This window comes from Bifidobacterium hapali, from assembly GCF_002259755.1.
Taxonomy (GTDB): Bacteria; Actinomycetota; Actinomycetes; order Actinomycetales; family Bifidobacteriaceae; genus Bifidobacterium; species Bifidobacterium hapali.
In genome coordinates this window covers 1-12,642 of sequence record NZ_MWWY01000056.1, presented here as the reverse complement: position 1 = coordinate 12,642, position 12,642 = coordinate 1, and the positions used below count along the sequence as shown (strand labels likewise).

The following is a 12,642-nucleotide window of genomic DNA, read 5'->3' as shown; positions in this document are numbered from 1 at the left end:
CGCCATCAGGCTCTGCCACGCCGCCGACCGTTCGCTTTTGGCGATGTGCCAGCCGATCACGTGCCCGTCGGCGATGGCGATCAGCACCACGGCGTCGCGGTGCAGGTGAATGCCGTCCACATGCACCACGTGATGCACCTCGTCCACCAGGGGCACCGGCGGCCACAGGCCCCACATCAGCTCGCACCGGCGGCGCAGCGTGCGGGAGGGCAGGTCGTGCTCGGCCTGCGACCGTTTGGAAAACAGCCAGTCCAGTCCGCACCGCAGGTCACGGGCCCTGTTGTCGCGCGACTGGGTGCGCGAGCTCCCGCAGCCGGCGTCCCGGCACCGCCACCTGACCCGCCCCGAGCTTGTTCTTCCGTTCCGTTTCATCGGCTCGCCGCACACGGCGCAACTGGGTGTGTTCATCCACCCAATCTGCCACGCCAACTCGAAAGCCGCTCAACCGTTGTCCCGAAAGGCCTCACAGCCTGTTCCGGACACACATTCTGGCCGACTTCAAGTTCCCCGCCCATACAACTCGAACAGGGGAAACGCCCACTGCCACAAAGGAAAGCGAGCCAAAACAGACACACATTTTGGCCTATAACCCCAAAAAATGGCCTCTAAACGTGATATTTCGGCGGAGAGCTTAGGGACCTCCGCCGGAATATCACAAAAACAGTCATGCTCACAGGAGCATTCCCTCTCCAAAGAGCCGGGACGACCAAATGATAGCGTGGGTGCCATGAGTGAAGAGCAGACCTCATCCAAGCCGTCACAATCGCAGTCCGCCCAGTCCTTGACTGGAACTTCCGGAACCACTGGAACCACCGGAACTGCTGGAACCACCGAATCCGCCATAACCAGCACGCTGCACGATACAGTCGAAGAAACTAAAGAAGTTGCAGTATCCAAAGAATCAAACACCTCCGACGATCTTGTCCCAGTCATCGGCATCCTTAACGATACCGAAACGGTGTTCACCCTCGACAGCAGCCGCGCAGAATCATCCGCCACGGTCGCCACGTCTGCCGCATCTGAACCACTCCCCGGCGACACGAACGGCGACGGCGTCGTCGACATCGACGACGAACGCCTCCCGCTCATCACTCGTATCTACGGTATCCTGATCACTCTCTACGGCATCACTACTGTCCCCGACATCACGCTTGCGTTCGTCGATATCATCCGTGCGCTCGCCTCCGGCCGAGTCATCGTCACCCAACCCGACCTCACCACGACGCTCAGCTGGCTGTCTGCCGGCACAAACTCGATCGCCACTGTCGTGCTCATGATCTTCGGAATCCTGCTTATCCTCAACCATCGAAAACATGCGGCGCGCTGGATCGAAATCCTCATCCCGCTCACGATTCTCGAAGGCCTGTTCACTGTCGCACTCGAAGGGCTTAAGCCGCCGCTGATTCTGCCAATCATCCAGCTGGTGATTCTCGTCGCGCTGTCGGTAAGCGTAGACCCGGCGCTGCGCGAGGAACGCCGGCTTAAAACCGCGCTGTGGCGCATGGACAACCGCTCGGCTTACGAACAGGCGCTCGCCAAAGGTATGCCAGGCCGCGATCTGAGCGGCAAAGGCTATATTTCGCTGGACGTATTCAATATTTTCTGGCTGTTTGTGGTCGGCTGCGTGTTCGGACTTGCGGTTGAGACCGTGTATCATTTGGCGATCACCGGCGGCGAATGGCAGGATCGCGCGGGACTGCTGTGGGGTCCGTTCTCGCCGATTTACGGGTTCGGTGCGGTGCTGCTCACCGTGCTGCTGAACCGACTGTGGCGCGCGAACTGGCTGCTGATTTTCTGTGCGAGTGCGGTGATTGGCGGCACGTTTGAGTATCTCACGAGCTGGTTTATGGAGGTTGCGTTCGGTATTACCGCGTGGGATTACACTGGTCAGTGGCTGTCGATTGACGGGCGTACGTCGGGTAAGTTCATGTTTTTCTGGGGTGTGCTTGGATTGGCGTGGGTCAAGTTGATTTTGCCGCGACTGCTTGCGTTGATTCAGCGGATTCCGTGGGGATGGCGGTATTCGCTGACGCTTGTGTTTCTTGTGTTTATGGTGATTGATGCGACGATGACGTTGCTCGCGCTGGACGCGTGGTATTCGCGGCTTGCCGGCATTGCGGTTGATTCGCCCGTGTCGGATTTCTTCGCGCGGCATTTCGGCGACGAGTTCATGGCGAATCGCTTCCAGACCATGCACCTCGACCCGTCCAAGGCCGGCCGCATGTAGCGACCGGGCACGCCTCGCGCGCGTGTACCTGCGTGGCCGGTTAGGAGGGGGTGGTGCGTGGCAGAAAACGCTCACTGGGCACCCACTCAGCGAGCGAAAACCGCCACGCGTGGCCATGAGTGGCAGAAAACGCTCGCTGAGGGTGTGCTTAGCGAGCGTTTTCTGCCACTCGAGGTGGTGTGTAGCCGTGAGCGGCAGTACGCAATGGTGCGTGGCGGAAATGTCTCGCTGGGCGCCCACTCAGTGAGCGTTTTCTGCCATTCTCATTAGTGCGTGGCGGTTTTCTCTCGCTGAGGGTGTGCTTAGCGAGCGTTTTCTGCCACGCGGAGGGGTGGGCGGATGCTGTGGGCGGTGGGGATATGTGGGGGATGCAGATGAACGGGCCTGGATGCACGGACGCAAGTAAGAACGGGGGTATTGTGTTGCGGGCCGAAGCCCGATACATTGAGAAGAGTTTGTCCGTTTGACATATATGTGCTGATTGGATCGGCAAGCAATCGACGAGATGGTGCGCCGCTCGCTGACTGCATGCCGCCGATCGAGAATCGCGAGCACTTACGTATATGTCTAGCGTACATTCAGCGTACGTTCAGCAAACGCATGATTGATATTATTGATAAGTAGTATCGGAGATCACATGAGCCAGCAGCCCGCAGACAGCACGACCACCGCACCGCAGCAGCCCACATCCGCCCGCCTCACCGTTCCTGATCTCATTTCGATCGGCATCTTCACGGCCCTCTACTTCGTGTGTGTGTGCGTCGCCACGCTCATCAGCACGCTCATCGCCGGCGCAGGCACGATTTTCCTGCCCGCCGTCGCCGCCCTCATCTGCGGCCCGGTGTTCATGCTCGCGGTCGCCCGCGTCGGCAAATTCGGCGGCATCACCGTGATGGGCGTCGTGATCGGCCTATTTTTGTTCGTATCCGGCCATTTTGTGCTCTCGTTCGTCGCGAGCATCGTGTTCCCGGTCGCCGGCGACCTCATCGCACGCATCGGCAACTACAAAAACAAAGTCACGATTCTCATCGGTTACGTCGTGTTCTGCTACGGCCTGACCGGCCCGATTCTGCCGCTGTGGTTCATGAAGGACGCGTACGTCGCATCGCTCGAAGCCCGCGGCAAAAGCGCGGAATACATCACCAACCTGTTCGCGCAGATCAGCGTCGGTTCGTTCTTCCTTGCGATGGGCGCGATTCTCGTGTGCGGCTTGGTCGGTGGCTGGTTCGGTCAGCGATTGCTGAGCAAGCATTTCAAGAAGGCTGGCATCGTCTGATGACGGTGACTTCGGCGATCGCGCTGCGTGACCTGCGCACGCGTGACCTGCGTGCGTTCGGACGTGTGATTAGTCGTACGTCCAGCCGCGCGCATGCCTCGATGATCGGATCTCGCGTATGACCAGCTCGTCGTCCGCGTTCCCCGACCGTTCCGGGGTTCACACTGCCTCAAATTCCGCCCGTCGCCTCGACCCGCGTGCAAAACTGTATTTACTGCTGATCGCCAATCTGCTGCTATTTTTCCACGTCGATACGCGCGGCGAAGCGATCGTCGTTGCGCTGCTGTTGCTGCCGCTGTTCGTCGCTGGCCGCTGGCGTGCGGGACTGCGGCTGACGATCGTGTACGTACTGCTGCTCGCGTTGGGCTTGTGGTCGGACACGGTGACGATGACTGGGTCCGGCAGCGGCGGAGGATCGCTGATCAGCGCGATATCGAGCGGTGGTGCGGACGCGGCGACGGCTGGTAGCGCAGCGGCTCCAACGACGGCTTTCGTGACTGCAGGTCACGTTGCTGGCCTACTGTCGGTTGGTATCCGCATGATGATGCCGTGTCTGATCAGTGGTGCGTACGCGTTCACGACAACCACGATCAGCGAGTTCGTGTGCGCGATGCGGCGCATGCGCGTGCCGGAAGCGGTAGTGATTCCATGCATGGTGGTGATTCGATTTTTCCCGACGATCGTGCACGATTATCGCCAGATTCGCAACGCGATGGCGATGCGTGGGATTGCGGCCGGTCGGTTCGCGCTCGTGCGTCATCCGGTGCAATCACTGGAGTTTATCTTGGTGCCGTTGCTTATGAATGCGACGATCGTGTCGCGTGACCTGTCGGTCGCCGCGCTCACGAAAGGGCTTGGTATTGCTGGCGAGCATACGTGTATGACGACGATTCGGATGCGCTGGTTTGACTGGGGATATATGGCCGTGTGCACGGTTCCGTTGGCGCTCGCGATCGGAGGTGTGCTGTGAGCGACGTTCGTGCTGATAAGCCGATTGTTCAGATTTCGGATACGTCATTTCGCTATGCAAGCGATACTGAGGATACGGTGATCGCGGCAACGCCTGCGGAACTGGCTCTCGCGCACGTCAATCTGACCGTTCGTCCCGGCGAAACAGTGATGCTGTGCGGCCAATCAGGTTGCGGCAAAACCACGGCTACGCGACTGCTGAATGGCTTGATTCCTAACTTTTTCCACGGTGATGTGACCGGTTCGCAAATCGTGTGCGGCCTAGGTAGTACTGACGTCCGGCAACGCCCGCCGATCGAAGCGTATGTGCCGCTCGTCGGCAGTGTGTTCCAAAACCCGAAAACCCAGTATTTCAACGCCGACACCACCTCAGAACTTGCATTTCCTTGCGAAAACGTGGGGGAATCGCCTGCCGATATTCGCGCGCGAGTTGCGCAAGTCGCGCAACGTTTCGGTATCGAACATCTGCTCGGCCGCAGCGTATTCAAGCTGTCAGGCGGCGAAAAACAGCGGCTCGCAGTCGCCGCAGCCACCATGCTGCATCCGCGGCTTATCGTCATGGACGAGCCGACCAGCAACCTCGACCATACTGCCATGCGCGACTTGCACGACATGGTCGCCGAACTCAAACGCGACGGCGTGACAGTCGTGATCGCTGAGCATCGACTCGCATGGTGTGCCGATCTCGTCGACCGATACGTGCGTTTCGAGCACGGCGCAATCGCCGGCGAGTACACGGCTGCTGAATTTGAGACGTTACCTGCCAAGCAGTTGCAATCATGGGGATTGCGCGCGCTCGATCTGACTGCATATCACGAACAGCTGCGGTCAAAAACAAACGTAACGGCACTGCAAGAACACGATGATGGCACGCATCGCAAGTCGCGCCGCCCGTCGATTATCGCCACGCGCGATCTGACCGTCGGCTATCGTCGCGCCTTCCGCCGCGGTATTCCTGACATTGACCTGCGCGGCGGTGAAATCATCGGTCTAATGGGGCACAACGGAGCCGGCAAAAGCACACTTGTACGCACATTATGCGGGCTACAGAAACCGCTTTCCGGACAGGTACTCCTGCACGATCAGCCAGCGCGGCCGGCAGCACTTACACATGCCGGATTCCTCGTCATGCAGGACGTGAATTATCAACTATTCTCCGACAGCGTGCGCGAAGAAGTCCTGCTCGGACTCGGGGACGCGGACGATGCGGTGCCAGCGTCGTTGCAGACCGTCCAATCAACGAACAGGTCCGCTACTACGCTCGGCGAACTCGCGGACGACGTACTCGCGCAGCTTGATCTGCTGCCGTTCACCGACCGTCATCCGATGAGCTTGTCCGGCGGCCAGAAGCAGCGACTGGCGATCGCGTCGGCGATCATGTGCGGCAAGGAACTCATCGTGCTTGACGAGCCGACCAGCGGCCTCGATCGCGCACACATGATGCAAGTCGGGGCTCTCTTGCGCCAACTCGCAGACGACGGACGGGCAGTGCTCGTCGTCACTCACGACGAAGAACTGGCCGCACTATGGTGCGACCGCATCATCAACTTGGACGACAACGTGGATATCGCAACCAAGGAGACAGCATGACAGACAGCATGACCTTTACCGCAGCAGCATGGACCGGCGACTGGATCAGCTTCGAACAGCTCATCAACAGCCGCGACCCAGACATCAACCGTGCGTGGGAAGAATCCGAAACGGCAATGCGCGCGCACTGGTCCGCGTTCTCGATCATGTTGCCGTTCTTCAGTGGCAGCATCCGCCGATTCTGGCGCTGGGCATGCCGTACCACTGGTCGCGAAAACCGGTACGCGACAATCGCCGGATGGCAGATCGAACCGCTCGAATTTGGCAACAATCCCGAAAACGGATTCGCGCTCGCGTGGATGAGCGAAGAGAACACGGTTATCGGCCGATACGCTTATCAGTTCGATCACATGATCGACAAAGGACTCGAAGGCAAACCTTGCTATATCTTCCACGCTGATTCCGCGCCGATCGACAGTCCATTCCGTGTTCTTATCGCGATGGACCCCATGCCTGCGCGCGTTGAACTTGAGAACGGCGGACTACTCAGCCATCTGCATTTCCAGTACGGCAACAGCGAAGGCGTACTTCTCAAACATGCTCAAGGAAAACCGTCCGAAACCGCCAAAATTCGCCATCGCATGTGGTATCCGACCATGTGCGATGCGCGCGGCGACACGCTTGCGCAGTGCAACATCATCCGCGCGCTCCATCATCTGCCGGTATGGGACCAACTGCCGTCCGCACAGGGCTGATCAGCCGACCATAATCGATCGGTTCTGCGCATCCTTGCGCAGAACCGTGCACAAGCGAGACTCAGAAATCCCAATCCTCGTCGTCTGTCTCCTCGGCCTTGCCCATCACATACGACGAGCCGGAACCCGAGAAGAAATCGTGATTCTCATCCGCGTTCGGTGACAGCGAGGCGATAATCGCCGGGTTCACATCGCAAATCTCCGCCGGGAATAACGCTGGGTAGCCGAGGTTCATCAGCGCTTTGTTGCCGTTGTAACGCAGGAACTTCTCGACATCTTCCGTCAAACCGACCCCGTCGTACAGCGACTCGGTGTACTCCACTTCGTTGTCGTACAGTTCGTTGAGCAAATCGTACGTGTACTCGCGCAGCTCCTCACGCTTCGCCTCGCCGACCAGCTCAAGGCCCTTCTGATACTTGTAACCGATGTAATAGCCGTGCACAGCCTCGTCGCGGATGATCAGACGGATCACGTCAGCCGTGTTCGTGAGCTTCGCGTGGCTCGAGAAATACATCGGCAGGTAGAAGCCTGAGTAGAACAGGAACGATTCGAGCAAGGTGGACGCGACCTTACGCTTGAGCGGGCTGTCGCCCTCGTAATAGTCGAGTACGATCTGCGCTTTCTTCTGCAGGAACTCGTTTTCCTCGCTCCACGCGAACGCCGCGTCGATCTGCTCGCTTGAGCACAGCGTCGAGAAAATGCTTGAGTATGACTTCGCGTGCACGGACTCCATGAACGCGATATTCGTGTACACGGCCTCTTCGTGCGGGGTGAGTGCGTCCGGAATGAGCGACACCGCGCCGACCGTGCCTTGAATCGTGTCAAGCAGCGTGAGTCCCGTGAACACGCGCATGGTGAGCGTGTGCTCTTCCTCGCTCATTGACTGCCAGCTGGGGATATCGTTGGAAACTGGGACTTTCTCAGGCAACCAGAAGTTGCCGGTGAGACGATCCCACACTTCGAGATCTTTCTCATCTTCGAGACGGTTCCAGTTGATCGCGGAGACGCGATCGATGAGCTTAAGTGGCTTGCGCGGAACAGAAATCGGTGCCATGTGCGTTTTTCCTTGGTTTCTTGTGTCGATGATGGATGATGTTGCGTTTACTTGGGATGGTGACTGTGCCCAGTTTAATCGGGTGACCGCGTGGTTGGCTGGTATGTATTATCCGACACGCTCCAGGCCGCTCGGCCAAGTCTTACGGTCGGATAATACATACCAGCCAACCACGCTCGTTTGCATGCTCACGTTACGTTTTTATTGGTTTCCCTTGTCAGGGGAGCTATCTGTCGCATAGCGAGACTGAGGGGTAGTCACACGAGTTGAACGTTCCAAGGGCGTGACTACCCCTCAGTCAGCTACGCTGACAAGGGGAGCCAAGATAAGGTCTTTCGTTTCACAGAGTGGTTGATGGGTGGTGTATGTTGCTCGACCGTAGGCTTGGCCGAACGGCCTTGAGTGTGTCGAACAACATACACCACCCATCAACCACGGCAAAGCTAGCGCCCTGCGGAAATGGTGAGGACGCTCCGTCATCACCAATTCCGCTACAGCATGCAGGAAACGCAGCCTGCCACTTCAGTGCCTTCAAGCGCCTGCTGGCGGATGCGGATGTAGTACAGGGTTTTGATGCCCTTGCGCCACGCGTAAATCTGCGCCTTGTTCACATCGCGCGTGGTCGCCGTATCGGGGAAGAACAGCGTAAGTGACAGTCCCTGATCGACGTGCTGCGTCGCCTCCGCGTACGTATCAACGATCGCCTGCCAGCCGATCTCGTACGCATCCTTGAAATACTCAAGATTCTCGTTCGTCATGTATGGCGCTGGATAGTACATGCGGCCGATCTTGCCTTCTTTACGAATCTCGATCTTCGATGCGATCGGATGAATCGACGACGTGCTGTGATTGATGTACGAAATCGAACCGGTCGGCGGCACGGCTTGCAGATTCTGGTTGTAAATACCGTCACGCAGAATCTCGTCACGCAACGCAGCCCAATCAGCGACCGTCGGAATCGCAATCCCAAACTTCGCAAACAATTCACGCACGCGTTCGGTACGGGGACTCAACGAGCGGCGGCCGTCCGTGTACTTGTCGAAATAGTTGCCCTGACCGGCCGGCTTCGCGTACGCAGACCGCTCGAAGCCGACGAACGCGCGGCCGTGCTCCACTGCGAGCGCGTGCGATGCGCGGTACGCGTGGTAGGCGACGGTCATGAAATACATGTCGGTGAAGTCGAGCGCCTCGTCGCAACCGTACTGGATGCCTTCTCGCGCAAGAAATCCGTGCAGGTTCATCTGTCCGAGGCCGATCGCGTGACCTTCGTCGTTAGCGCGGCGAATCGACGGCACCGCGTTGATGCTGGTCTGCTCGGAGACGGACGTGAGTGCGCGGATTGCGGTTTCAACCGTGTTTGCGAGACCGCCGTCCATCGCTTTGGCGATGTTGAGCGAGCCGAGATTGCAGGAAATATCGCGGCCGACGTGTGCGTACGTGAGGTCCTCGTTGAACGCGCTCGGCTCTTGCACTTGCAGGATTTCCGAGCACAGGTTCGACATGGTGATGCGCCCGTCAATCGGATTCGCGCGGTTGACCGTGTCCTCGAACACGATGTACGGGTAGCCGGATTCAAACTGCAGTTCGGCGAGCGTGGTGAAGAATTTACGCGCGTCAATGTACGTTTTGCGAATGCGATCGTCGGCGACGAGCTTGTCGTAGTTTTCGCTGATCGGCACGTCGGCGAACGGCTTGCCGTACACGCGTTCGACGTCGTACGGGCTGAACAGCGCCATTTGTGCCTTTTGCTTGGCGAGTTCGAACGTGATGTCTGGCACGACGACGCCGAGCGCGAGGGATTTGATGCGGATTTTCTCGTCCGCGTTCTCGCGCTTAGTGTCGAGGAAGCGCATGATGTCGGGGTGATGTGCACTCAAGTAGACCGCGCCCGCGCCTTGACGCGCGCCGAGTTGGTTTGCGTACGAGAACGAGTCTTCGAGCAGTTTCATGACTGGCACGACACCGCTCGACTGATTTTCGATATGCTTGATCGGAGCGCCGAGTTCGCGCAGGTTGCTCAGCAACAGAGCCACGCCGCCGCCGCGCTTGGATAGTTGCAGGGCCGCGTTGATACCACGTGAAATCGACTCCATATTGTCTTCGATGCGCACGAGGAAGCAGCTGACCGGCTCGCCGCGCTGGGCTTTGCCGAGGTTCAGGAACGTGGGGGTGGCGGGCTGGAAGCGGCCGGCGATCATTTCGTCGAGGTAGGTGATGGCGGCTTGCTCGTTGCCTTGCGCGAGGTCGAGGGCGACGGCGGCGCAACGCTGCGGGAAGTCTTCGAGATACTGCTTGCCGTCGAAGGTTTTGAGCGCGTAGGAGCGGAAGAATTTGAACGCGCCGAGGAACGTTTCAAACTCGTAGTTGCTGGCAGCGGCGTGCGCGTAGAACTGGTCGAGGAACGCGGGGGAGTACTGGTCGAATACGCGCTTTTCGTAGTACTGATGCTCGATGAGGTAGCTCAGGCGCTCTTGCGTGGAAGCGAAGTGGCGCGTGTTCGGCTCGATTTCGTTTGTCACGTAGGCGCGCTCGGCTTCCTTGTCCTTACCGAATTGGATGCGGTGATGCTCGTCGTAGAGGTTGAGCATTGCATTGAGCGCGTGGTAATCGGTGGACGGGTCGTAGGTTGTGGTCATGGGTAGTTAGGTCTTTCGGATTGTGGTCGTGGATGTTGCGAGTGTCAAATGTTTACAGGTGTTGCGGGTGCCGCGGGCGTCCGCTAAGGCGTCATGCGAGTCAACGCTCTCATTGAGTTACGGCCTCGTGCAGGTTGGGTGGCGACCGTAACTCAGCAGTATTGTGGCGTTCCTGTTGAGTTACGGCCTTCTTCATGGCCCCAAAAGGCCATAACTCAACGATGATGTTGCGTTACTGCTGAGTTAAGGTCGCCATTCGGGTCTTAGAAGGCCGTAACTCAATGACAGCGTCGTGTTACTGCTGAGTTACGGTCGTCGTTCGGTCCGCAGGAGGCCTTAACTCAATGTCAGTGACGGTGGTTGGTTGCAGTCAGGGATGGGAAAAGAATTGTGCGAGTCCGTCGCGCGTCTTGCGCACATCCTCCGGCGTACCCATCAGTTCAAACGTAAACAGTAACGGTACTCGGCATTTTGCGGAAACAATCCGTCCCGCGGCTGCGTACGCCTCGCCAAAGTTTGTGTTGCCGGATGCGATCACGCCACGAATCCAGCGTCGATTCTCCGGATCATTGAGGAACTTCTTAACTTGCGGCGGCACGGCTTTCGCCACCACGCCGCCACCGTACGTCGGCACAATCAGTACGTACGGTTCGCGCACTGCGAGCGGCTCATCGGCTGGTCGCAGCGGAATGCGGTAGGTTGCGATATTGAGCTCGTCGAGCTGACAGTTCGCTACGAATCGTGCAGTATTTTCCGACGCGGACGAAAAGAAGACGACGGCGCCAGCGTGAGCTGCGGCGACTGACTGTGCTGTTAAGGTCGTCTCGCTCATGCGGCCAGTACGCGCTGGTCGGAGGACGGCACAGAAATAACATCGTTGCTGGCTACGGACTTAGCAGCCTCGGACTTCGCGAGCTCGCGGATGAGGTCCGGGCGGTAGCCGGTCCACGAGCGGTCCGGCGTGATGACGACCGGCGCCTGCTTGAAGCCGGCCTGCTGCAACTGATCGAGCGTGGATGGGTTATCGGACAAATCTACGGTCTCGAATGGAATGCCGAGCTTCGTGAGTTGGCGCTTGGTGGCATCGCACTGTGGGCAGCGCGGCTTGGTGAAAACGGTGACGGTCATAGTTGCCTCCATTTCGTATCGCATTCGTATCGTAGGGGTATCGAATAACCCCGGTTTGTCGTTACGCGGTCGGTGACAGTTGATCAATACTACAACCATGTGATTCCATCGTGACCACTAGTTCTTGTGGCGTGTCGTATGCGGCGACACTAGATGTAGTGTTTGGAATCGTGATGGCAGTAAGCGTGTCGCAGATCTCGGGATGATCTGTCGGTTGACTGATGGGTGTTGCTGTCAGATAAATCACATTGTCGTCATTATTTGCGTCGTGGCGGTTTTTGCTCACTGAGACGATCTCAGTGAGAGAAAACCGCCATTCAGTAACCAGCGTGGCAGAAAACGCTCGCTAAGGAGGCCTTCAGCGAGCGTTTTCCGCCACTACAGTTGGTGAGTGTGAGGTGGTGCCGTTTTCTTGGACTGTGATCCGGGAGGAGCCATCATGGCGAGGTATACGAGGGAGCAGCGTCGGCGTGCGGTGGAGTTGTATGTGAGGTATGAGTGCTGCGCGGCGGACGCGATCCGGGAGTTGGGGTATCCCAGTCGTGAGGCGTTGCGTATGTGGCATCGGGACTGGCTCGAGGAACAGAAGACGGGAATACCCTCGACGCGTGGCGAGCGGTATTCGCGTTACACGTTGGAGCAGAGGCGGGACGCGGTGGACCATTACCTGACGCACGGGCGGCGAGCGAGCCGCACGATCCGCCAAATGGGGTATCCGAGCAAGACGCTGCTGGCCTCGTGGATTGACGAGCTCGCGCCCGGCGAACGCCGGCTTCGCCACGGGCCCATACCTGAGGAGCTCAAGCGCGAGGCCGTGCTCAAGGTCGTGTCCGGTGGAGCGAGCTCGCGTGAGGTGGCGGAGGGATTGGGAGTGGATTCGTCGGTAGTGAGAAACTGGAAGCGGCGATTGCTCGGCAAGACGAAAGGGGCCGCGGTGGCGAAGGACGAACCGGAACGCAAGGATACCGCACCGCAGGCTGATGCGGATGCGCTGCGCGGCGAGATCGCCTCGCTGAACGCCGATCTGGAGCGATTGCGCGCCGAATACCGGGCGATGGAGATCAGGC

The 12,642-nt window shown here is 58.7% G+C and carries 13 protein-coding genes; 7 read left to right on the top strand and 6 right to left on the bottom strand.

All coding sequences use genetic code 11. From position 1 onward, the window contains the following. On the bottom strand, positions 1 to 408 hold a 408-nt coding region (locus BHAP_RS11105), incomplete at its 3' end, for a transposase-like zinc-binding domain-containing protein (RefSeq protein WP_420807741.1). A gap of 529 nt (positions 409 to 937) precedes the next feature. On the opposite strand from BHAP_RS11105, the gene BHAP_RS11100 reads away from it, so the two are divergent. The 6 genes from BHAP_RS11100 to BHAP_RS11080 all read left to right on the top strand — a co-directional run bounded on the left by BHAP_RS11100 (position 938) and on the right by BHAP_RS11080 (position 6,757). Continuing rightward, positions 938 to 2,227, top strand: a complete 1,290-nt coding sequence (locus BHAP_RS11100) for a putative ABC transporter permease (RefSeq protein ID WP_420807743.1) — start codon at positions 938 to 940, stop codon at positions 2,225 to 2,227. Between the two features lie 637 nt (positions 2,228 to 2,864). After that, positions 2,865 to 3,503 carry an MptD family putative ECF transporter S component gene (locus BHAP_RS11095; RefSeq protein ID WP_094730720.1) on the top strand — a complete coding sequence of 213 codons (639 nt, stop codon included), beginning with the start codon at positions 2,865 to 2,867 and terminating at the stop codon, positions 3,501 to 3,503. Continuing rightward, positions 3,503 to 3,625: a hypothetical protein gene (locus tag BHAP_RS12005; RefSeq protein ID WP_275542113.1), complete on the top strand. Its 123-nt coding sequence runs from the start codon at positions 3,503 to 3,505 to the stop codon at positions 3,623 to 3,625. The genes BHAP_RS11095 and BHAP_RS12005 overlap by 1 nt, the downstream gene beginning before the upstream one ends. Further along, positions 3,622 to 4,473, top strand: coding sequence for an energy-coupling factor transporter transmembrane component T family protein (locus BHAP_RS11090; RefSeq protein WP_094730719.1), 852 nt, complete (start codon positions 3,622 to 3,624; stop codon positions 4,471 to 4,473). The genes BHAP_RS12005 and BHAP_RS11090 overlap by 4 nt, the downstream gene beginning before the upstream one ends. Before the next feature lie 77 nt (positions 4,474 to 4,550). Further along, positions 4,551 to 6,062: an ABC transporter ATP-binding protein gene (locus tag BHAP_RS11085; protein WP_420807742.1), complete on the top strand. Its 1,512-nt coding sequence runs from the start codon at positions 4,551 to 4,553 to the stop codon at positions 6,060 to 6,062. Further along, on the top strand, positions 6,059 to 6,757 hold the full coding sequence (locus BHAP_RS11080) for a hypothetical protein (RefSeq protein ID WP_244569402.1): 699 nt from the start codon (positions 6,059 to 6,061) through the stop codon (positions 6,755 to 6,757). Before BHAP_RS11085 ends, BHAP_RS11080 begins: the two co-directional genes overlap by 4 nt. 61 nt (positions 6,758 to 6,818) lie before the next feature. On the opposite strand, the gene nrdF is transcribed toward BHAP_RS11080, so the two are convergent. From nrdF to BHAP_RS11545, 5 genes are all read right to left on the bottom strand, one after another. Further along, positions 6,819 to 7,811 (bottom strand): class 1b ribonucleoside-diphosphate reductase subunit beta, encoded by a 993-nt coding sequence (nrdF, locus tag BHAP_RS11075; protein ID WP_094730718.1) that lies wholly within the window; start codon positions 7,809 to 7,811, stop codon positions 6,819 to 6,821. A gap of 491 nt (positions 7,812 to 8,302) precedes the next feature. Continuing rightward, positions 8,303 to 10,447: a class 1b ribonucleoside-diphosphate reductase subunit alpha gene (nrdE, locus tag BHAP_RS11070; RefSeq protein WP_094730717.1), complete on the bottom strand. Its 2,145-nt coding sequence runs from the start codon at positions 10,445 to 10,447 to the stop codon at positions 8,303 to 8,305. Between the two features lie 370 nt (positions 10,448 to 10,817). Continuing rightward, positions 10,818 to 11,279: a class Ib ribonucleoside-diphosphate reductase assembly flavoprotein NrdI gene (nrdI, locus tag BHAP_RS11065; RefSeq protein WP_094730716.1), complete on the bottom strand. Its 462-nt coding sequence runs from the start codon at positions 11,277 to 11,279 to the stop codon at positions 10,818 to 10,820. Further along, complete coding sequence (locus BHAP_RS11060) at positions 11,276 to 11,575, bottom strand: glutaredoxin family protein (protein ID WP_094730715.1); 300 nt, start codon at positions 11,573 to 11,575, stop codon at positions 11,276 to 11,278. The genes nrdI and BHAP_RS11060 overlap by 4 nt, the downstream gene beginning before the upstream one ends. Positions 11,576 to 11,636: 61 nt before the next feature. Continuing rightward, complete coding sequence (locus BHAP_RS11545) at positions 11,637 to 11,861, bottom strand: hypothetical protein (RefSeq protein WP_143248810.1); 225 nt, start codon at positions 11,859 to 11,861, stop codon at positions 11,637 to 11,639. A gap of 153 nt (positions 11,862 to 12,014) precedes the next feature. On the opposite strand from BHAP_RS11545, the gene BHAP_RS11055 reads away from it, so the two are divergent. Further along, positions 12,015 to 12,642, top strand: a 628-nt coding sequence (locus tag BHAP_RS11055) for a transposase (RefSeq protein ID WP_143248809.1), incomplete at its 3' end; no start/stop codon positions are given.

Coding starts and splice junctions, on each gene's coding strand:
- BHAP_RS11095 (WP_094730720.1), top strand. CDS start 2,865: ATGAGCCAGCAGCCCGCAGACAGCACGACCACCGCACCGCAGCAGCCC.
- BHAP_RS11060 (WP_094730715.1), bottom strand. CDS start 11,575: ATGACCGTCACCGTTTTCACCAAGCCGCGCTGCCCACAGTGCGATGCC.
- BHAP_RS11080 (WP_244569402.1), top strand. CDS start 6,059: ATGACAGACAGCATGACCTTTACCGCAGCAGCATGGACCGGCGACTGG.
- nrdE (WP_094730717.1), bottom strand. CDS start 10,447: ATGACCACAACCTACGACCCGTCCACCGATTACCACGCGCTCAATGCA.
- BHAP_RS12005 (WP_275542113.1), top strand. CDS start 3,503: ATGACGGTGACTTCGGCGATCGCGCTGCGTGACCTGCGCACGCGTGAC.
- BHAP_RS11090 (WP_094730719.1), top strand. CDS start 3,622: ATGACCAGCTCGTCGTCCGCGTTCCCCGACCGTTCCGGGGTTCACACT.
- nrdI (WP_094730716.1), bottom strand. CDS start 11,279: ATGAGCGAGACGACCTTAACAGCACAGTCAGTCGCCGCAGCTCACGCT.
- nrdF (WP_094730718.1), bottom strand. CDS start 7,811: ATGGCACCGATTTCTGTTCCGCGCAAGCCACTTAAGCTCATCGATCGC.